At 70.7% G+C, this 19,992-nt stretch carries 18 protein-coding genes; 11 read left to right on the forward strand and 7 right to left on the reverse strand.

Features of this window, described 5'->3' with window-relative positions; genetic code table 11:
* Nucleotides 1-54: 54 nt before the first annotated feature.
* Together ACZ7M7_RS22185 and ACZ7M7_RS22190 are read left to right on the forward strand one after the other, a co-directional pair.
* Nucleotides 55-453 carry an OB-fold nucleic acid binding domain-containing protein gene (locus tag ACZ7M7_RS22185; protein ID WP_383604642.1) on the forward strand — a complete coding sequence of 133 codons (399 nt, stop codon included), beginning with the start codon at nt 55-57 and terminating at the stop codon, nt 451-453.
* 3 nt (nt 454-456) lie between these two features.
* Nucleotides 457-1,197 carry a DUF3159 domain-containing protein gene (locus ACZ7M7_RS22190; protein ID WP_383604639.1) on the forward strand — a complete coding sequence of 247 codons (741 nt, stop codon included), beginning with the start codon at nt 457-459 and terminating at the stop codon, nt 1,195-1,197.
* Nucleotides 1,198-1,370: 173 nt separating this feature from the next.
* Here the strand turns inward: ACZ7M7_RS22190 and ACZ7M7_RS22195 are convergent, their stop codons facing one another.
* Nucleotides 1,371-2,048 (reverse strand): potassium channel family protein, encoded by a 678-nt coding sequence (locus ACZ7M7_RS22195; protein WP_062670424.1) that lies wholly within the window; start codon nt 2,046-2,048, stop codon nt 1,371-1,373.
* Nucleotides 2,048-2,719 (reverse strand): potassium channel family protein, encoded by a 672-nt coding sequence (locus tag ACZ7M7_RS22200; protein ID WP_328422468.1) that lies wholly within the window; start codon nt 2,717-2,719, stop codon nt 2,048-2,050. The genes ACZ7M7_RS22195 and ACZ7M7_RS22200 overlap by 1 nt, the downstream gene beginning before the upstream one ends.
* A gap of 530 nt (nt 2,720-3,249) precedes the next feature.
* On the opposite strand from ACZ7M7_RS22200, the gene ACZ7M7_RS22205 reads away from it, so the two are divergent.
* Together ACZ7M7_RS22205 and ACZ7M7_RS22210 are read left to right on the forward strand one after the other, a co-directional pair.
* On the forward strand, nt 3,250-5,307 hold the full coding sequence (locus tag ACZ7M7_RS22205) for an APC family permease (RefSeq protein WP_472119486.1): 2,058 nt from the start codon (nt 3,250-3,252) through the stop codon (nt 5,305-5,307).
* A 143-nt stretch (nt 5,308-5,450) separates the two neighbouring features.
* Nucleotides 5,451-6,779: a class I SAM-dependent RNA methyltransferase gene (locus tag ACZ7M7_RS22210; protein ID WP_451168360.1), complete on the forward strand. Its 1,329-nt coding sequence runs from the start codon at nt 5,451-5,453 to the stop codon at nt 6,777-6,779.
* A gap of 234 nt (nt 6,780-7,013) precedes the next feature.
* On the opposite strand, the gene ACZ7M7_RS22215 is transcribed toward ACZ7M7_RS22210, so the two are convergent.
* Both ACZ7M7_RS22215 and ACZ7M7_RS22220 read right to left on the reverse strand, forming a co-directional pair.
* Nucleotides 7,014-8,048 (reverse strand): zinc-binding dehydrogenase, encoded by a 1,035-nt coding sequence (locus tag ACZ7M7_RS22215; protein ID WP_472119489.1) that lies wholly within the window; start codon nt 8,046-8,048, stop codon nt 7,014-7,016.
* A gap of 155 nt (nt 8,049-8,203) precedes the next feature.
* Nucleotides 8,204-8,692, reverse strand: coding sequence for a DUF6174 domain-containing protein (locus ACZ7M7_RS22220; protein WP_472119493.1), 489 nt, complete (start codon nt 8,690-8,692; stop codon nt 8,204-8,206).
* 224 nt (nt 8,693-8,916) lie between these two features.
* Between ACZ7M7_RS22220 and ACZ7M7_RS22225 the strand changes: the two genes are divergently transcribed.
* Nucleotides 8,917-9,684: a carbonic anhydrase gene (locus ACZ7M7_RS22225; protein ID WP_472119496.1), complete on the forward strand. Its 768-nt coding sequence runs from the start codon at nt 8,917-8,919 to the stop codon at nt 9,682-9,684.
* Nucleotides 9,685-9,872: 188 nt separating this feature from the next.
* On the opposite strand, the gene ACZ7M7_RS22230 is transcribed toward ACZ7M7_RS22225, so the two are convergent.
* Nucleotides 9,873-10,355, reverse strand: coding sequence for a MarR family winged helix-turn-helix transcriptional regulator (locus ACZ7M7_RS22230; RefSeq protein WP_383604597.1), 483 nt, complete (start codon nt 10,353-10,355; stop codon nt 9,873-9,875).
* Between the two features lie 108 nt (nt 10,356-10,463).
* On the opposite strand from ACZ7M7_RS22230, the gene ACZ7M7_RS22235 reads away from it, so the two are divergent.
* On the forward strand, nt 10,464-10,982 hold the full coding sequence (locus ACZ7M7_RS22235; RefSeq protein WP_472119499.1) for a YceI family protein: 519 nt from the start codon (nt 10,464-10,466) through the stop codon (nt 10,980-10,982).
* 46 nt (nt 10,983-11,028) lie between these two features.
* Here the strand turns inward: ACZ7M7_RS22235 and ACZ7M7_RS22240 are convergent, their stop codons facing one another.
* On the reverse strand, nt 11,029-15,087 hold the full coding sequence (locus ACZ7M7_RS22240) for a molybdopterin-dependent oxidoreductase (RefSeq protein ID WP_472119502.1): 4,059 nt from the start codon (nt 15,085-15,087) through the stop codon (nt 11,029-11,031).
* Between the two features lie 256 nt (nt 15,088-15,343).
* Here ACZ7M7_RS22240 and ACZ7M7_RS22245 point away from each other — a divergent pair, with 256 nt between their 5' ends.
* From ACZ7M7_RS22245 to ACZ7M7_RS22260, 4 genes are all read left to right on the forward strand, one after another.
* Complete coding sequence (locus tag ACZ7M7_RS22245; RefSeq protein ID WP_063807332.1) at nt 15,344-15,733, forward strand: cell division protein SepF; 390 nt, start codon at nt 15,344-15,346, stop codon at nt 15,731-15,733.
* Nucleotides 15,734-15,924: 191 nt separating this feature from the next.
* On the forward strand, nt 15,925-17,196 hold the full coding sequence (locus ACZ7M7_RS22250) for an AAA family ATPase (RefSeq protein WP_472119505.1): 1,272 nt from the start codon (nt 15,925-15,927) through the stop codon (nt 17,194-17,196).
* Nucleotides 17,193-17,519, forward strand: coding sequence for a nucleotide pyrophosphohydrolase (locus ACZ7M7_RS22255; protein WP_383604585.1), 327 nt, complete (start codon nt 17,193-17,195; stop codon nt 17,517-17,519). Before ACZ7M7_RS22250 ends, ACZ7M7_RS22255 begins: the two co-directional genes overlap by 4 nt.
* 182 nt (nt 17,520-17,701) lie before the next feature.
* Nucleotides 17,702-18,166 (forward strand): DUF6099 family protein, encoded by a 465-nt coding sequence (locus ACZ7M7_RS22260; RefSeq protein ID WP_383604583.1) that lies wholly within the window; start codon nt 17,702-17,704, stop codon nt 18,164-18,166.
* A gap of 370 nt (nt 18,167-18,536) precedes the next feature.
* On the opposite strand, the gene ACZ7M7_RS22265 is transcribed toward ACZ7M7_RS22260, so the two are convergent.
* Nucleotides 18,537-18,704: a hypothetical protein gene (locus ACZ7M7_RS22265; protein WP_383604580.1), complete on the reverse strand. Its 168-nt coding sequence runs from the start codon at nt 18,702-18,704 to the stop codon at nt 18,537-18,539.
* A 244-nt stretch (nt 18,705-18,948) separates the two neighbouring features.
* Between ACZ7M7_RS22265 and ACZ7M7_RS22270 the strand changes: the two genes are divergently transcribed.
* A complete protein-coding gene (locus ACZ7M7_RS22270) occupies nt 18,949-19,872 on the forward strand; it encodes an LLM class F420-dependent oxidoreductase (RefSeq protein WP_383604577.1) in 924 nt (307 codons plus the stop codon).
* The last annotated feature ends 120 nt before the right edge of the window (nt 19,873-19,992 follow it).

Below are 19,992 nucleotides of genomic sequence, written 5' to 3' on the forward strand. Positions count from 1 at the left end.
GGCGTCGGCACCGGGGGTACGAGAGTGTCGGTGCACCCCGGTAGGCTTCAAGACATGAGTGCTGTTCCTCGTTCGGAAAAGTCGGTGGGCCGGTTCCGGCGCATGCTCGACCGGCTCTCCTCGTCGCAGGAGGACCTGGAGTCCGAGGAGCTGCGTGAGGACGCCGAGACGACCGGCTGTATCAAGATCGGTGACTGCCGTGACCGGCAGATAGTGACGGTTACTGGTACCTTGCGCACGGTCACCCTGCGGCCGCGTGCGGGAGTCCCCGCCCTGGAGGCCGAGCTGTTCGACGGCTCCGCCGCCCTGGACGTGGTGTGGCTCGGCAGGCGCTCCATAGTCGGGATAGAGCCGGGGCGCCGGCTGATCGCATCGGGCCGGGTCTCCATGAGCCGCGGCCGCCGGGTGCTGTTCAACCCGAAATACGAACTGAGACCCCTCGGACGGGAGTAGCCGGTGACGTCGCTCGACAAGCCGACTGAAGACACCACCGACACCACCGCAGACGCCGAGCAGAATGCCCGGGCGGTGACCGAGGCCGCGCTGTTCGAGGCCTTCGGTGGCATGCGCGGCATGATCGAGACGGTGCTGCCGGGTCTGCTCTTCGTCACCATCTACACGATCAACAAGGACCTGCACCTGTCGGCCATCGCCGCGCTCGCGGTGTCCTTGGTGCTGGTGGTGGTGCGCCTGGTGATGCGGGACACCATCAAGCACGCGTTCAGTGGCGTCTTCGGCGTCGCCTTCGGTGTCGTGTTCGCGATGATGACCGGCAACGCGAAGGACTTCTACCTGCCCGGCATGCTCTACACGCTGGGACTGGCGCTCGCGTACATCATCACGACCTTGTGCGGTGTGCCGTTGATCGGGCTGATCCTCGGCCCGGTGTTCAAGGAGAACCTCTCCTGGCGCACGCGCAATCCCGGGCGCAAGAAGGCGTACGCGAAGGCCAGTTGGGCGTGGGGCCTGATCCTGCTCGCCAAGTGCGCGATCCTCTTCCCGCTGTACTGGTGGGCGGACACCACGCAGTTCGGCTGGGTCCTGATCGCCCTGAAGATTCCCCCGTTCCTGCTGGCCGTATGGCTGACCTGGGTGTTCCTGGCGAAGGCGCCCGCGCCGATCGACGTGTTCGCGGAGATGGAGGCGGCCGAGAAGGCCGAAGAGGAACGCAAGGCTGCCGCCGGCTCGGCCGAGTAGGCACCTGCCGTTGGTACGGCCCTCCCTGGGAGCCGCCGCCCCCAGACCCCCGCTTCGGCCTGAACGGCCTCGTCCTCAAACGCCGGACGGGCTGGTTTTGCCGACCCGCCCCCAATAGTGAAGGGCGCCCTGCGATCTCCAGGGCGCCCTTCACCGTCGTAAGCCCGCAGAGACTAGCCCGCCGCGTCCTCGCGCCGCACCGACAGCAAATCCTCCAGCTGCTCCTCCCTGGCCTGGGCGGCCACGAAGAGGAGCTCGTCCCCTGCTTCCAGGGAGTCCTCGCGGGAGGGAGTGAGGACCCGGGTGCCGCGGATGATGGTCACCAGGGATGTGTCCTGGGGCCATTCCACGTCGCCGACCTGGGTGCCGGCCAGGGCCGACTCCTCCGGCAGGGTCAGTTCGACGAGGTTGGCGTCGCCGTGGCTGAAGCGCAGGAGGCGGACCAGGTCGCCGACCGAGACCGCTTCCTCGACCAGGGCCGACATCAGGCGGGGGGTGGAGACGGCCACGTCGACGCCCCAGGCCTCGTTGAACAGCCACTCGTTCTTGGGGTTGTTCACGCGGGCCACGACGCGCGGCACGCCGTACTCCGTCTTCGCCAGCAGGGAGACGACGAGGTTGACCTTGTCGTCGCCCGTCGCGGCGATCACCACGTTGCAGCGCTGGAGGGCTGCCTCGTCCAGCGACGTGATCTCGCAGGCGTCGGCCAGCAGCCACTCCGCCTGCGGGACGCGTTCGACCGAGATGGCGGTCGGCGCCTTGTCGATCAGAAGGACCTCGTGGCCGTTCTCCAGCAGTTCGCCCGCGATCGAGCGGCCCACCGCACCGGCACCGGCAATGGCGACCCTCATCAGTGACCGCCCTCCTCTTCGGGACCCTTGGCGAACGCCGCCTCGACCTTGTCGACCTCGTCGGTGCGCATCATGACGTGCACCAGATCGCCCTCCTGCAGCACCGTCTGCGAGGTGGGCAGGATCGCCTCACCGAGCCGGGTCAGGAAGGCGACGCGGACGCCCGTCTCCTCCTGCAGCCTGCTGATCTTGTGGCCCACCCAGTCCGTGGACGCGTGCACCTCGGCGAGCTGCACGCCGCCGGTGGGGTCCCGCCACAGCGGCTCGGCGCCCGAGGGCAGCAGGCGGCGCAGCATCTGGTCGGCCGTCCAGCGGACCGTGGCCACGGTGGGGATGCCGAGACGCTGGTAGACCTCGGCGCGGCGGGGGTCGTAGATCCGGGCCGCGACGTTCTCCACGCCGAACATCTCGCGGGCCACGCGCGCGGAGATGATGTTGGAGTTGTCACCGCTGGAGACGGCGGCGAAGGCGCCCGCCTCCTCGATGCCCGCCTCGCGCAGGGTGTCCTGGTCGAAGCCGACGCCGGTCACCCGGCGGCCTCCGAACCCGGGGCCCAGCCGGCGGAACGCGGTGGGGTCCTGGTCGATCACGGCGACCGTATGCCCTTGTTGCTCCAGGGTCTGGGCAAGAGCGGAGCCCACCCTTCCGCAACCCATGATGACGATGTGCACGGCGCTTACCCCGCACTCCTCGTGAGGCGTCTGACTTGCGTGAACGTGGTGCTCATATCCTTCTCTCGGTTCGCCGGGCAACAGGCGCGGGCCGGTCGGGGACCGCTGGGCATCATCATGCCGGGGAATCCCGTCGATGATCCCCCGCGGTTCGGATCGTGGGCTCGCGTGTGCCTTCGTCCACCGTAACCTCCGGGTCCGACAGGCCGACCGGGGCGTCCCGCCGCGGCGCACCCGACCCTGAGGGTCCGACCCTCAGCGGCGGTTGAAGCTGCGCAGACTGGCCAGTGTCAGGACGCCGAGGCCGGCGAGCGAGACGAGAACTCCGACGAGCTGAGCGGTCGTCTGCGACATGAGGTCTCCCGGTGGTTTCAGACAGGTGATGAGCGTTCAGGCGCAGGTCATGGAGGCATGAGGGCGCCGGACGGATCGGCGCAAGGCGCGAGCGCGGCACGGAATTCACCCCGGCGCCGCGCGTGATTTCACCCGGATGTGCTCCGGCCCAGGCAGGGGGCCTACGATTCTCTGTTGTGTCCAAACTGACCGACGTGCCCAAACGGATTCTGATCGGGCGCGCGCTGCGCAGTGACCGGCTGGCGGAAACGCTCCTGCCGAAGCGCATCGCACTGCCCGTCTTTGCCTCCGACCCGCTGTCCTCCGTGGCATACGCGCCCGGAGAAGTACTGCTGGTCCTCTCCATCGCGGGCGTGTCGGCGTACCACTTCAGCCCCTGGATCGCGGTCGCGGTCGTCGTGCTGATGTTCACCGTGGTCGCCTCCTACCGGCAGAACGTGCACGCCTACCCCAGTGGTGGCGGCGACTACGAGGTGGCGACCACCAACCTCGGCCCCAAGGCGGGCCTGACGGTCGCGAGCGCCCTGCTCGTCGACTACGTCCTGACCGTCGCCGTCTCCATCTCGTCCGGCATCGAGAACCTCGGCTCCGCGATCCCGTTCGTGGTCGAGCACAAGGTCGAGTGCGCCGCCGCGGTGATCCTGCTGCTGACGGTGATGAACCTGCGCGGCGTACGGGAGTCCGGCGGCCTCTTCGCCATCCCGACGTACGTCTTCGTCGTGGGCGTCTTCATCATGATCGCGTGGGGCGCGTTCCGCGGGCTGATCCTCGACGACACCATGCGGGCACCCACGGCGTCGTACGAGATCAAACCGGAGCACGAGGGACTGGCGGGCTTCGCGCTCGTCTTCCTCCTGCTGCGCGCCTTCTCCTCCGGCTGTGCCGCGCTCACCGGTGTCGAGGCGATCTCCAACGGCGTCCCGGCCTTCCGCAAGCCCAAGTCGAAGAACGCGGCGACCACGCTCGCGATGATGGGCCTGCTGGCCGTCACGATGTTCTGCGGCATCATCGCGCTCGCCATGGTGACCAAGGTCCGCATGGCCGAGAACCCGGCCGTCGACCTGATCAAGGACGGTGTCGCGGTCGGCTCCGGCTATGTCCAGAACCCCGTGATCACCCAGGTTGCCGAGGCTGTCTTCGGCAAGGGCAGCTTCTTCTTCATCGTGCTCGCCGCGGCCACCGCTCTGGTGCTGTTCCTGGCGGCCAACACCGCCTACAACGGCTTCCCGGTGCTCGGCTCGATCCTCGCCCAGGACCGCTATCTGCCGCGCCAGCTGCACACCCGCGGCGACCGGCTGGCCTTCTCCAACGGCATCGTGCTGCTGGCGGGCGCGGCCATGCTGCTGGTCTGGGTCTACGGCGCCGACTCCACGCGCCTGATCCAGCTGTACATCGTCGGCGTGTTCGTGTCCTTCACGCTCAGCCAGACCGGCATGGTCCGCCACTGGAACCGCCTGCTGAGGACGGAGAAGGACCAGGCCAAGCGCCGCCACATGATCCGCTCCCGCGCGATCAACACCTTCGGCGCCTTCTTCACCGGCCTGGTCCTGATCGTCGTCCTCGTCACCAAGTTCACGCACGGCGCCTGGGTGGCCCTGCTCGGCATGGTGATCTTCTACGGTGTGATGACGGCGATCCGCCGCCACTACGACCACGTCTCCGAGGAACTCGCCGCCCCCGAGGGCCCGAGCGACGACAGCGTACGGCCGTCCCGCGTGCACTCGGTCGTCCTGGTCTCCAAGATCCACCGCCCCGCCCTGCGCGCCCTGGCCTACGCCAAGTTGATGCGCTCCGACACCCTGGAGGCGCTCAGCGTCAACGTCGACCCGGCGGAGACCAAGGCGCTGCGCGAGGAGTGGGAGCGGCGCGGGATCGACGTACCGCTGAAGGTCCTCGACTCGCCCTACCGCGAGATCACGCGGCCGATCATCGAGTACGTGAAGGGGCTGCGCAAGGAGTCCCCGCGCGACGCGGTGTCCGTGATCATCCCCGAGTACGTCGTCGGCCACTGGTACGAGCATCTGCTGCACAACCAGAGCGCGCTCCGGCTGAAGGGCCGGCTGCTGTTCACGCCGGGCATCATGGTGACCTCGGTGCCCTACCAGCTCCAGTCGTCCGAGGCGGCGAAGGTCAGGGCCCGCAAGCGGCAGGACTGGAACGCGCCGGGAGCGGTGCGGCGGGGGCCGGCCACGGAGCGGGCGAAGGAGCCCGCCGAGCCGGACGGCAAGCGCTGACGGGGGCCGGGCGCCCAGCACTGACGGGGGCCGGGCGCGCGGCCTGGAGGACGTAGACTGGTGGGCTGTTGCCGGGCCCGGGCCGCTGAAGAGCGCCGTCGAGGGCCGCGCCGTCCCGCCTCTCGATCTGGAGTCACCCCACCATGCAGGCAGAAGAGAAGAAGTCGCTGGTGGGGGAGGAGTACGAGGTCGAGATCGGCCCCGTCGCCCACGGCGGGCACTGCATCGCCCGCACGGACGCCGGCCAGGTCCTGTTCGTCCGGCACACCCTGCCCGGCGAGCGAGTCGTGGCCCGGGTGACCGAGGGCGACGAGGGCGACCGCTTCCTGCGTGCCGACGCGGTCGAGGTGCTGTCGGCGTCCAAGGACCGCATCGAGGCCCCCTGCCCCTTCGCCGGGCCCGGCCGCTGCGGTGGCTGCGACTGGCAGCACGCCAAGCCGGGGGCGCAGCGCCGGATGAAGGGCGAGGTCATCGCCGAGCAGCTGCAGCGGCTCGCGGGACTCACGCCCGAGGACATCGGCTGGGACGGCACCGTCATGCCCGCCGAGGGCGACAAGCTGCCCGCGGGGCAGGTCCCGCAGTGGCGGACGCGCGTGCAGTACGCCGTCGACGCCGACGGCCACGCCGGACTGCGCCGGCACCGCTCGCACGACGTCGAGCCGATCGACCACTGCATGATCGCCGCCGAGGGCGTCAGCGAACTCGGCATCGAGAAGCGCGACTGGACCGGCATGGCCGGGGTGGAGGCGATCGCGGCGACCGGTTCGCAGGACCGCCAGGTGATCCTGACGCCGAGGCCGGGCGGGCGCCTGCCGATCGTCGAACTGGACCGGCCGGTCTCGGTCATGCGGGTCGGCGAGAAGGACGGCGGCGTCCACCGCGTCCACGGCCGCCCCTTCGTCCGCGAACGCGCGGACGGCCGTACGCACCGGGTCGGCAGCGGCGGCTTCTGGCAGGTCCACCCGAAGGCCGCGGACACCCTGGTGACGGCGGTCATGCAGGGCCTGCTGCCCCGCAAGGGCGAGATGGCCCTCGACCTCTACTGCGGCGTCGGCCTCTTCGCCGGCGCCCTCGCCGACCGCCTCGGCGACAAGGGAGCGGTCCTTGGCATCGAGTCCGGCAAGCGCGCGGTGGAGGACGCCCGGCACAACCTGGCCGACTTCGAACGGGTCCGCATCGAACAGGGCAAGGTCGAGTCGGTACTGCCGCGTACGGGGATCACCGAGGTGGACCTGATCGTCCTGGACCCCCCGCGGGCCGGTGCCGGCCGGCAGACGGTGGCGCATCTGGCGTCGCTGGGGGCGCGGCGCATCGCGTATGTGGCTTGTGATCCGGCGGCGCTGGCGCGGGACTTGGGGTACTTCCGGGACGGGGGGTATCGGGTGCGGATGCTGCGGGCGTTTGATCTGTTTCCGATGACTCATCATGTGGAGTGCGTGGCGATTCTGGAGCCGGCCGCGAAGGGGTCCTGACCTGGTCCGCCTCGGGCGTGGGTCAGGCCGTGGCGGCCCCGGGATCACGTCAGGGTCGGTCTCGGAGCCCGGCCGATGGACACGGAACAGGGTGTTCAGCGGCGGCTCCTCCGGGTCGTGGAGCACCATGAGGCGGCCGGAGTCGACGTGCTCCTGGCACCGGGAGCGGGGCGACACGCTCACTCCGGCGCCGGCGTCGACCGCCGAGAGGCCCACCGCCCCGCGCGGCCCGCCTCAGGGCCGGATCAGGACCTTGAGCGCGCTGCGGTCGGCCATCGCCCGGTAGCCGTCCGGTACCTCGTCGACGCCGATGGTGTGGTCGAACACGCGACCGGGCTCGACCGTGCCGTCCAGCACGTCCGGCAGAAGTTCCTCGATGTAGGCGCGGGCAGGAGCGACGCCACCGGTCACGGTGATGTTCCTCATGATCGTGTCCATCCCGAGCGGCACGTCCGTGTACTGGGCCACCCCGAGGCGGCTGATGGCGCCGCCGTCGCGGACGATGCCGAGGGCGGTGTGCATCGACTGCTCGGCGCCGACGGCCTCCACGACTGCGTGCGTGCCGTCGCCGCCGGTCAACTCCCGTACCCGCTCGATGCCTTCGTCGCCGCGCTCGGCGACGACGTCGGTGGCGCCGAACTCGCGGCCGAGGTCCGTGCGTGCCTGGTGGTGGCCCATCAGAATGATCTGCTCGGCGCCGAGCCGCTTGGCGGCCAGGACGGCGCCGAGGCCGACCGCCCCGTCGCCGATCACCGTCACCGACTTCCCCGGTCCGACCCGCGACGTCACCACGCCGTGGTGGCCGGTGCAGTACACGTCGGAGAGCGTGAGCAGGGCGGGCAGCAGCGTCGACTCCTCGGCGACCGGCAGCTTCACCAGCGTGCCCTGTGCCTGCGGCACGCGCACGGCCTCGCCCTGACCGCCGTCGACGCCGTCCAGGCCCCACTGGCCGCCGTGGCGGCAGGAGGTCTGCAGCCCGGCACGGCAGAAGTCGCAGGTGTTGTCGGCCCACACAAAGGGCGCCACGACCACGTCCCCGCGCTTGAACCCGGACACCTCCGAGCCGACGTCCTCGACCACGCCGAGGAACTCGTGTCCCATACGGCGGCCCTGAGGCGCCGTCGGCATCTGGGCATACGGCCACAGGTCGCTGCCGCAGATGCAGGAGGCCGTGACGCGTACGACGGCGTCGGTGGGGCTCTGGAGCTCCGGGTCCGGGACGTTCTCGACGCGGACGTCGCCGGCGCCGTACATGAGTGTTGCTCGCATGAGGTCTCTCCTGGTGCACAGGGGTGGCCCAGCCTGCGGGGCGGGCAGGGCGTCGCGTTCGGCGAGGTCGATCGGTGGTCGGCTCCGGGTCGGTTCCGTGCCTCGACCATGTCCCTCAGCCGGGTGGCGGCGCTCATGGCGATGGGCCAGCCGGCCTAGTGGGACCGACCGTCCCCCTGGTCGCCGATCGGCCGGCAGGCGCTGATGACATACAGCGCCTCGTCGTCGATCGCGTTCTTCTCCCAGTCCAACGAGATCCGCACCGGGTGCCCGTCGGCGGCGTACTCCGCCTCGGCCACGTCCGCGTCGTCGCGCCGTGCCTGCTCCAGTTCCTCCAGGAGTTCCCCCAGGGTGGGCACCGCGTCGGGGATGTCCTGCGCCACGCGTCGCCCGCTGTCGTCCAGGCCGACCGCCTTGACCACGGCGCCGTCGCGGACGGTTATCCGGAAGGTGCCGATCAGGGTCCGTTCCCCCTCGCTGGAGCGGAGCGTGTACGTGTACGCGGCGGGCTCCTGCCAGGTGGTCCGGCTGTGGGCCGACGTACTCTTCGCCGTCTCCGCGCCGCACGCGGTGACCGCGCAGAGCAGCCCTCCGATCAGTGAGGCACTGAACACGGCACGGGTGGGCCGGGATACGGCGGTCATGGCGGCAGTCCCTTCGAAGGCGGCTACGGCTATGACGCCGGCCCCCTGAGGAACGTTCGGCCGCGCCCTCAACTCGCCTTACGCATAGCGACCGTTGGCGTCTCTGCGTGTTTTGGACGTGCCCTTCTCGTCCCCTGGATCAGCGCTGTACGGCTGCTAACCGCCGTTTCGAAACAGTGGCACCACCCGCCCCACCAGGGGAAACAGCAGAAGGGAAGCGTGCCATGGGCAGTGTCTCGCAACCGCAGCGCCGAGCCGTTCTCACCGGAGGGCTCGTGGCGACCGCGGCCGTGATCACGGGCTGTTCGGCCAAGGCGGACAACGGCTCGGCACCGAAGGCGTCGGCCGTGGCGGCGCCGACTCCCTCGGTGTCCGCGAGCATGCCACCCGGGACGCCCTCCGCCGCGCTCGCACGGCTGTTGGCCGGCAACAAGCGCTGGGTGAACGGGACGCTTCAGCGCCCCGACCAGGGTCTCGACCGGCGTGCGTCCGTCGCCCGGGAGCAGGACCCGTACGGCGTCATCGTCTCGTGCATCGACTCCCGGGTGCCGCCGGAGATGGTCTTCGACACCGGCATCGGCGACCTGTTCGCGATACGCACCGGCGGCCAGGTGGTCGCCCCCGTGGTCACCGGTTCCGTCGAGTACGGCCCCCTGACCGCGGGCACCCCGCTGATCCTGGTGCTCGGGCACCAGCGCTGCGGTGCGGTCAAGGCGTCGTACTCGGCGCTGAAGGAGCGCAAGCCGCTGCCGGGCAACCTCCAGTCGATCGCCGAGGCCCTCCGCCCGGCGTACGAGGCCACAGCCAAGGAGAAGCACGTCGATCCGGTCGACGCCATGATCCGCGTCCATGCCCGGCAGACGGCCGCCGACCTGCGCAGAGACCCGTCTCTCGCCCCACTCGTGAAGAAGGGCGACCTGGCCGTCGTCAGCGCCTACTACTCACTCGACACCGGCCGGGTGGAGGTCCTCGACGGGGCTCCCGCCGCCTGACCAGCGGCACTTGGCCGAGGTGGAGGGCGGGAGCGCCAGCTGTCCCGGCAGCCGGGCTTCCGTCTGCCTCCGGCGGTAGTTCGAGGCGTCGATGGAGTACGCGGCCCGGCTCCCGGTGCCGAAACGGACCTCCCCGTCGACGCGTTCACGGGTGCACGCAACCGCACCCCGCGACGACCGCCCGGGAGCTACTCCGGCGTCGCCTCCGCCGCGAAGTCGGGCATCAGCGCGCACATCGCCTCGCGCTGGGTGGGACCCATGAACCGCGCCAGCGCCTCCTTGACCGTCTCGGCGAGGACTCCGGAGGCCTCCTTGAGCAGGCCCCGTGCCTTCTCGGTGAGGGCCACCTCGACGCCCCGCTTGTCGCCGCACACCGACTTGCGGGTGACGAGGCCGGCGTGCTGGAGGCAGGCGATCTGGTAGGTGAGCCGGGTCTTGGGGCGGCCCAGGAGCTCGGCGATCCGCGTCATGCGCAGGGCCTGGCCGGGGTCCGCGGCGAGCAGGCACAGAACCAGGAACTCGTCGTGCGAGACGTCCAGTCGCTCCTTGACGACGGAGCGCAGCTCCTGCTCGACGGCCCCCGTCGCGGCCAGCATCAGCATCCAGGCGTGCAGCTCGGCGGGCAGGAGTCCGTCGCCGGAGGCGGAGGGGCAGTCGGGGAGGTCGGCCATGGATTCGAGTGTAGCTGTTGTTCAATTTTGGAGTATCGGCTAGCGTGATGTCATCCAAATTTGGACTACGGACTCAACCCGAGCCCCGATGATCAGGAGTGAGAGATCATGACCGTCGCCGTCGAAACCGGAACCTGGCAGCTCGACAGCACCACCTCCACCGTCGCCGTCCGGCACAGGACGTTCTGGGGCCTGGTCACCGTGAAGGGTGCCTTCGCCGCCGTCACCGGCAACGGCGAGGTGCGGCCCGACGGCTCCGCCGTCGGCACGATCACCCTGGACGCCGCCTCCCTGGACACCCGCAACGCCAAGCGCGACGAGCACCTGCGCTCGGCCGACTTCCTCGATGCCGCCCACCACCCCGAGATCACCTTCGCGGTCCGCAGCGCCGAGCTCCGCGACGGCGACGGCGTGCACGTGGTCGGTCAGCTCACCGTCCGCGGCATCAGCCGGCCCAGTTCCTTCACCGGTCGCCTCGTCGGCGCCGACGACCGCTCGCTCACCCTGGACGCCGAATTCACAGTCGACCGCGAGCACTTCGGCATGAGCTGGAACCAGCTCGGCATGATGCGCGGCCTCACGACGATCGCCACCACGCTCCGCTTCACGCGGGCGCCGGCAGCCTGACGTCGGCGCTCGCCGGCGTCTGCGGTGTACACGTCCCGGACGTAGCTCAGTACACGTCCCGGACGTAGCGCTTCGCCGCCGCCAGCTGCTTCACGTACGCCGACGCCTCGGCCTCCTCCAGGCCGCCGTGCGCGACCGCGATGTCCCTCAGGGCCCGGTCCACGTCCTTGGCCATGCGCGAGGCGTCGCCACAGACGTAGAAGTGGGCGCCGTCCTGGAGCCGGCGCCACAGCTCGGGGCCGTGTTCGCGCATCCGGTCCTGGACGTACACCTTGTTGCGCTGGTCGCGGGAGAACGCCGTGTCGAGGCGGGCGAGGGTGCCCTCGGCGAGCAGCGCGGTCAGCTCGTCCTCGTAGTAGAAGTCGGTCTCCCGGTGCTGCTCGCCGAAGAACAGCCAGTTGGGCGCCCTGTGCCCGAGCGCGCGCCGCTCCTGGAGGAAGCCGACGAAGGGCGCGACGCCGGTGCCCGGGCCGACCATCACCATCGGCGTCGAGGAGTCCGCGGGCGGGCGGAAGTGCGGGGACGACTGCACGAAGACCGGCACCTCGGTGTCCGGCTCGGCGTCGGCCAGGAACGGCGAGCAGACACCGCCGCGCGGTCGGCCGTGCAGGTTCTCGTACCGGACGACGGAGACGGTCAGCGAGACGCGGTGCGGGTCGACGAGCGGACTGGACGATATGGAGTACAGGCGCGGCTGGAGCTTCCTGAGCACCCCGGCCCACTCCTCCGCGTCCGCCCGCACCGGGTGCTCGGCGATGACGTCCACGGCCTGCCGTCCCCAACTCCACTGCGCCAGACCGTCCTTGTTGTCGGGCCGCAGCAGCCGCCGCAACCCCCGGTCGTCACGGACGCGTTCGGTGACGAAGCGGAGCAGGTCCGGGGTGATCCTCGTGATGTCGAGGTGCCGGTGCAGAGCCTCGGCGAAGGACGCTTCGCCCACGCCGTCCACGTGCACGGTCGCTGAACCGTCCACCCCGGTCACGGCCAGCCACTCCTCCACCAGCGCGGGCGAGTTCACCGGCCGCACGCCGAGCGCGTCGCCCGCCTCGTACGTCAGCGAGGTGCCGCTCGTGTCGAAGGTGAAGCGCCGCACCTCCTTGCCGCCGCCGGGTCGGCTGAGCAGCTGGTTGCCGACCAGACGGGCGGTGGTGGGGGCGGGCTTGGACCTGGCGTTCGGCTTGGCCCGCGGCTTCTCGACGGCGGGGGCGTCCGAGTCGGCCAGCGCCGTGAGGACCTGGTCGAGCCAGGCGCCGGCGGACGGCTCGTAGTCCGGTTCGCAGTCCGTGCGGGGGGCCAGGGCCACCGCGCCCAGCTCGCCCAGCCGGGTGTCCAGCCGGCGCCCGTGTCCGCAGAAGTCGTCGTACGACGAGTCCCCGAAGGCGAGCACGGCGTACCGCACGCCGTCCAGCCGCGGAGCCCCGTCGTCGGACAGCGTGTCCCAGAGGCCGGCCCCGTTGTCGGGCGCGTCGCCGTCGCCGAACGTGCTGGTGATGAAGAGCAGGTCGGCCGTGCGGGCGAGGGCGCGGACATCGGCCTCGTCCATGCCGACCAGCGTGGTCCGGTGGCCCGCCGCGCCCAGCCGCTCGGCGGTGGCGGTGGCGAACTCCTCGGCGTTCCCGGTCTGCGAGGCCCACAGCACGACGACCTCGCGGCCCTGCGGCGTACTCGGTGCCGCCGCCGTGCGGGAGTACATGCCGGCGAGGACGCCGTTGACCCACAGCGCGTGCTCGGGGCTGAAGGGCGCGTCCGGCGGGAGCACGGGGACGCCCGGCCCGCCGGAGTCGAGGCCGGCGAGGAACCCCGTGAGGTAGAGGCGCTCCTGTGCGGACAGGACGGGAGGGGGTGCGGGTTCCAGACCGAAGGGGCCGAAGGGACCCACGGGGGCGGCTGTGCCAGGGGTGACGGCTGTCGGCGTCAGCGCTTGCCCGACCGGCTCCGCCGGAACGGGAGCCGTCGTGGGAGCCGCGACCCGGGTCAGGGAGACGGCACACACCTTGAACTCCGGCTGGAAGGAGATCGGATCCACCGCGTCGCTCGTCACCGCGTTGACGCTCAGATACTCCCCGAACAGGTCGTTCCAGTGGAACGGCGCGAAACAGCACCCCGGCCGCACCCGCTCGGTCACCACCGCCGGCAGCACGGCCCGCCCACGCCGCGAGGCGACCTCCACCGGGTCCCCGTCGGCGATCCCCAACTCGCGCGCGTCCCGCGGATGCAGCTCCACGAACGGCCCCGGGTTCAGCTTGTTGAGCTTGGCGACCTTGCCCGTCTTGGTCAGGGTGTGCCACTGGTGCTGTACGCGCCCGGTGTTCAGTACGAAGGGGTAGTCGTCGTCCGGCATCTCGGCGGCCGGCATGTGCGGCCGGGCGTGGAACGCGGCTCGTCCGCTCGCGGTGGGGAACCGCAGCCCGCCGTCCGGGTCGACGTACCGGATCGGATTGCGGTGGGACCCGTCCGGGTCGGCGGCCGGCCATTGCACGGGCGTGGTCCGCAGCCGCTCGTACGTCACGCCGCGCAGATCCCAGCCGGTCACCGGGTTCCAGGCCCGGCGTATCTCCTCGAAGACGTCCTCGGCACTGCCGTACGAGAACCCCTTCTCGTACCCCATCGCGCACGCGACGGCCGCGATGATCCGCCAGTCCGCCATCGCCTCGCCGGGCGGGTCGGCGACCGGTCGGGTCAGGGTCAGATTGCGCTCGCTGTTGACGAAGACACCCTCGCCCTCGGTCCACATGGCGCCGGGCAGCACGACGTCCGCGTACGCGTTGGTCTCGGTGTCGGTGAAGACGTCCTGCGTGACGACGAACTCGGCGGCCTCGAGCCCCTCGATGACGGTACGGCGATTGGCCACGGAGGCGACGGGATTGGTGCAGATGATCCAGCAGGCCTTGATCTCCCCGTCGGCCATCTTCCGGAACATCTCGACGGTCCCCTTGCCGACCCCGTCGGCGCGCAGGGTGCCCGGCGGCAGCTCCCACAGCTCCTCGACGAAGCCCCGCTCGGAGTCGACGAGGACGGACCGCTGCCCGGGCAGCCCCGGCCCCATGTAGCCCATCTCGCGGCCGCCCATGGCGTTGGGCTGGCCGGTGAGGGAGAACGGGCCCGAGCCCGGGCGGCAAATGGCCCCGGTGGCGAGATGCAGGTTGACCAGGGCGTTCGTGTTCCAGGTGCCATGTGTGGACTGGTTCAGGCCCATCGTCCAGCAGCTCATCCACTCGCCCGCCTCGCCGATCAGCCGGGCGGCGGTACGGAGGTCGTCCTCGGCGATTCCGGTGATCTCGGCGACGGTGGCCGGCGGGTAGTCGGCGAGGAAGGCGGGCATCTCCTCCCAGCCGTCGGTGTGCGCGGCGATGAAGCCGGGGTCGGTGTGGCCGTTCTCGACGATCAGGTGCATCAGGCCGTTGAGGAGGGCGAGGTCGGTGCCCGGCTTGATCTGGAGGTAGAGGTCGGCCTTGGCGGCGGTGGCGGTGCGCCGAGGGTCGACGACGATGAGGCGGGCGCCCGCCTTGACCCGCTCCATCATGCGCAGGAAGAGGATGGGGTGGCAGTCGGCCATGTTCGAGCCGATGACCAGGAAAGTGTCCGCCTTGTCGAAGTCCTCGTACGACCCGGGCGGCCCGTCGGCGCCGAGGGACAGCTTGTAGCCCATGCCCGCGCTGGCCATGCACAGCCGGGAGTTCGACTCGATCTGGTTCGTCCGCACGAACCCCTTGGCCAGCTTGTTCGCCAGGTACTGGGCCTCCATGCTCATCTGCCCGGAGACGTAGAAGGCGACCGCGTCCGGCCCGTGCTCGTCGATGATCGCGCGGAGCCGCCGGGCGGTCTCGGAGATCGCGTCGGCGATCGGTGAGGGCACCGGCTCCTCGCCCCGGTCGTCCCTGACCAGCGCCGTGGTCAGCCGCCCGGGCGCGGCGAGCATCTCGGCCGTGGTCGCGCCCTTCGTGCACAGCCGGCCCGCGTTCGCCGGGTGCGCCTTGTCGCCGGAGGCCTTCAGGACCGTACGCCGTCCGTCCGGCCCCATACCGACGTCCAGCAGGACCCCGCAGCCGACCCCGCAGTACGTGCAGACCGTCCGGACCTGAGTCGTGGAGGTGGTCTCGGTCACGTGCTGCCCTTCTCCGGCGTTCGAGGTCGTGTCTAGAGCGTACGAATTGCCCGTTACGTCGATGTCACATCCCTTGATCATGAGGAGTTACGTAGGCCACACAGGAGGCTGGGACGAGCTGTGAGGGGCCGGTCCGGGAGGAGTCGGGATGCGTGCGAGGGGCTCGCGGACCGTGTCGGTGTTGGGCCGAACGGGTGACTTGGCGTAAGAATTGGCTGGTGCAGGCATTGAAGGCGAGTCAAGGCGGGGGGAGCCGGTGAACAGCCACGACGTCACCGATGAACAGTGGGAGGGGCTCGCCCAGGTCGTGCCGTTGCGCGGCCGAGACGCCTGGCCGTCCGCGGTGGACCACCGGGTGCCTCCGGAGGCGGCGACGGAACCGCGTCGCCGGTTCGTCGTCCTGCGGGTCAATGTGTTCGCGGACGCCCGCGACGTCGCCGAGACGCTGATGGCGGGGATTCCGGTGCTGCTCGATCTGACGGGGGCCGAGACGGAGGTGGCCAAGCGGGTGCTGGACTTCAGCACCGGGGTCGTCTTCGGCCTGGCGAGCGGGATGCATCGGGTGGACCGGAACGTGTTCCTGCTGACGCCGCCCGGGACCGAGGTCAGTGGGTTGATGGAGGGGGCGGGGGTTCCCGGTACGTAGAGGGGGCGGGCCTGCGGCTCGGGGGATGGGCGCTGGGGGCTGGGGGCTGGGGCGTGGAGTCTGGCTCTGAGGTCTGAGATCTGGGGTCTGAGGTCTGAGGTCCGGCGGCGGGCTCGGGGGCGTCGCTCGATCGTAGGAAGGGTGCCGGGGTGGAACGGTTCGCCTGGCGGTAGCGGGCCTACGGTCCGGGCATGTCTGGGTCCTCTGCGTCATCCCTGTCCTCTGTTTCCGGTCTTGTGTCCGTGCCCGCTCAGGGGCGGCGGGTGAGTGGCGCGGACGGTGGGTGTTCCGGGCGCCCTCATGTCACCGAGCTGCGGCTGTCCGCCTTTGCCGGGCATCGGCGGGTCGTGCTGCCGCTCGGGGCGTTCACCCTCCTGGCCGGGCCGAGCGGGTGCGGGAAGACGACCGCGTTGCGGGCCTACGAGGCGCTGGCTCGGCTCGGTGCGGGTGCCGAGGTCGGGGAGGTGTTCCCCGATCCGGTTGCCTGCGTGCCCGAGCGGGCCCGGCCCGATGCGCAGCGACGGCGGGGCTTCCGGATCGGCTGTACCGCCGACGGTCCCGAGGGGCCGGTTCGACTCGACGTCGCCGTGCAGGCCGAGCCCGAACTGCGGATCGTGGGGGAGCGGTTGAGCGCGGGCGGGGTCGTCCTGCTGGAGACGGCCCTGCGGGATCCGAGCCGGCGTTGTGTGCAGGCCGCCTGGCATACCGCCGGTCAGTCGCCGGTGACACGGGCGCCGCTGCCCGACGACCGGCTCGGTACCACGCTGTTGCCGCTGCGGGTGGCCGGGAGGACGGAGGGGCAGCGGCGGGTGCTGGCCGCCGCCGAGCAGATGGTCGTGGCCCTGCGATCGGTATTCGCCTGCGATCCGCGGCCCGATCGGATGCGGGCACCTGTGCCGGTCGGCTCAGGGCGGCTGCTCGGGGGCTGCGACAACCTCGCCGAGGTGCTGTGGCGGACTCGCGCCGAGTGCACGCGGCGGCATGCGCGGCTCGTGGGCGCGGTGCGGGCGGGGTGTGCCGGGGCGGTGGCCGATGTGGTCGCCGAGGTGCTGGAGGACGGCACGGTGCGCGGGGTGCTCGACCGGGGGGACGGGGTGCGGACGGAGCTCGGGCGGTTGGGGGACGGTGAGCTGCGGTATCTCGCGCTGTCCTTGGTTCTGCTGACCGGGCCCGGGGTGCTGGAGGTCGATCCGGTGGGGGAGGTGCCTGCGGCGATGCAGACGTTGAGTGTGGTGGTGGATGGGTTCGATCGGGGGCTGGATCCGGTGCAGCGGGGGGAGCTGGTGGGGCTTGCTGCGCGGATGTGTGAGCGGGGGCATATTCGGTTGGTGGGGGCCGTGAGTGACGTGGGGGCCGTGAGTGACGTCGCGGGCGTGGTGGAGGGGGCGGGGCCGGTGGGGGCGGCTGCGGCGTTGGGGTCGGCTGGGGTGGGAGGCGTGACGGTGGTACATCTGGAGCCGTGACCGAACCTCTTGATGTGGCCAAGCTGCAGCGCAGGCTGGCCGAGTTCGCTGCCGCGCGCGACTGGCAGCCGTATCACACGCCGAAGAACCTCGTTGCCGCGCTCAGCGTGGAGGCGTCCGAACTCGTCGAGATCTTCCAGTGGTTGACGCCTGAGGAGTCGGCTCGGGTCATGGACGACGTGGAGACCGCCGGGCGGGTGACCGACGAGGTGGCGGACGTGCTGGCCTACCTGTTGCAACTGTGCGAGGTGCTCGGGATCGATCCGCTGGCGGCGCTGGACGCGAAGATCGATCGGAACGAGCGGAGGTTTCCGGCGCCGTAGGAGTGGGGAGCGCCTTGGTCCGCTTTCACTCTACGTGTCCGTTTGCCTGGCTGTAGCCGAAAAGTTGTCCGCAGATTTCCGTCTTCCTCTGGCTTTTCGTCTCAGGGGCCTTCACTCTGGGTAGTGGACAAGGGAGTTCGGGCGGCGCGTGGGCAGCGCGTCGGGACAGACGGGGACTGCGTATGGACGCGGTGCGGCTGATCGTGACTAGCAGGCGGGCGCTGGCGGGGAGCGAGGGCGCGCCGGAGATCTTGACCGAGGTGTGGCAGGCGCAGGCCCTGGCTCAGGCGATCGGTAGCCGGCTTGCGGTGTTCGGGCCACCTGAACTGCGGGGCGAGGCGCTGGGGTTGACCGAGCTGGCCGGGCGTGGGTGTGGGGTGCTGGACGTGCCGGACCTTGCGGAGGGTGCCTTACGCGCGGCCCAGCTGACGGAGTTGGGTGATGCGCGGCAGTCGCTGATGCATCTGGGCAGCCTGCTGGGTGAGGTGGGAATCGCTCTGGTGGGTATGGCCAGCGCGGCGGATGACGAGACGACGTACTGGCAGTGCATGGAGGCGATCGACGCGGCGGATGAGTCTCGGGATCGGGTGCGGGAGATGCTGCGCAGACTTGCGGATCGGGAGGAGGGGTTACCTGCGGCGGGGTAGGGCCGGCGGGTGCCTGCGGCGGCCTGTGGGGGTTGGGTGGGGGTTCGCGTGGCGCCTGCGGGTGTGTGGTGGGTCGGGGCCGTGCCGGGGGGTGTCCGTCCTCGGACCGGCGGTTGGGGTTGGGCAGGGTGGTGCCGTTTCTTGACGCCGGCCACTGCGGGCGGACACCCCCCGGCACGGCCCCTTGCCGCCGTGGGCGACTGCGGCGCCGCGGGGGTGCGCCACCACCACGGTCACTCTGCCGGTCACTTTCCAGTGCCGGTCCAGGCATGCCAGCCCGTCTGAGGGTGGCCCCTCTGGGGGAGTTTGAGGACGAGGCCGTTCAGGCCGATGGGGTCCAGGGGGCGGAGCCCCCTGGCGGGGTGGAGGGTCAGCCGGCGTCGCCGTCCTGTCGCTGGGGCCCGGTCGACTGCAGGTCCGCGTCCAGGGCCGACAGGTCCGCGTTGAGGGCCGCCATCAGCTCCTCCATCTGCTGCAGCAGCCCCTTCGGTTGGCCGGCGCCGCTGGTGGTCTGCTGTGGCGCGAATTCCTCGGACATGACGGCCTCCTCGGGCCTCCGGCCCCCCAGTGGCAGTGGGCCGACACGGTGACGCTCCGGCCGTCTGGGGCCGGCGCGAGGGCCGGGCGGTCCGGCTCCGATCGAGCCAACGATCATCGTGAGGGGCGGTCACTGGCCCGGGCAGGGGGGCGGTTCCGGCGTTGACGGAATTCACCCGACCGGGGAGGCGGGGGGCAGGGGGACCCGCACCGTTGACGGGTGCCTCGGCATGCAGGATGGAGTCATGGATCTTCGCATCTTCACCGAGCCCCAGCAGGGGGCCACCTACGACACCCTCCTCACCGTGGCGAAGGCCACCGAGGACCTTGGCTTCGACGCGTTCTTCCGGTCCGACCACTATCTGAAGATGGGCTCCGGGGACGGCCTGCCCGGGCCCACCGACGCCTGGATCACACTTGCCGGTCTCGCACGGGAGACCAAGCGCATTCGCCTCGGCACCCTGATGACCGCCGGCACCTTCCGGCTGCCCGGCGTGCTCGCCATCCAGGTCGCCCAGGTCGATCAGATGTCCGGCGGCCGCGTCGAACTCGGCCTCGGGGCCGGTTGGTTCGAGGAGGAGCACAAGGCGTACGGCATCCCGTTCCCGAAGGAGAAGTTCGCGCGGCTGGAGGAACAGCTCGCCATCGTCACGGGGCTGTGGGCGACCCAGGCCGGTGCGACCTTCGACTTCCACGGCAGCTTCTACGACCTCACCGATTCGCCTGCCCTGCCCAAGCCCGCCCAGGACAGGATTCCGGTTCTGATCGGCGGGCACGGGGCCACCCGTACTCCGCGGCTGGCCGGCAAGTACGCCGACGAGTTCAACATGCCGTTCGCCTCGGTCGAGGACAGTGAGCGGCAGTTCGGGCGCGTGCGCGCCGCCGCCGAGGACGCCGGGCGCAAGGGTGACGACCTCGTCTACTCCAACGCCCTTGTGGTGTGCGTGGGCAAGGACGAGCAGGAGGTCGCCCGTCGTGCCGCCGCGATCGGGCGGGAAGTCGACGAGCTCAAGGTCAACGGGCTCGCCGGGTCTCCGCAGGAGGTCGTCGACAAGATCGGCCGGTACCAGGAGATCGGCTCCCGGCGGATCTACCTCCAGGTCCTCGACCTGGACGACCTGGACCACCTGGAGCTCATCTCCTCCCAGGTGCAGTCGCAGCTGTCGTAGCGCCGGTTGTGCCCTGAACTGTCCGAGCTGCTCTGAACCGTTCGATCTCTTCGCGGCCCCCGGGAGCATGGCTTCCGGGGGCCGTCGTGGGTTCCCGCTGCACACCCCTGGGAGCGGGCG

The sequence above is a fragment of the Streptomyces sp. NPDC111606 genome, from assembly GCF_055656945.1.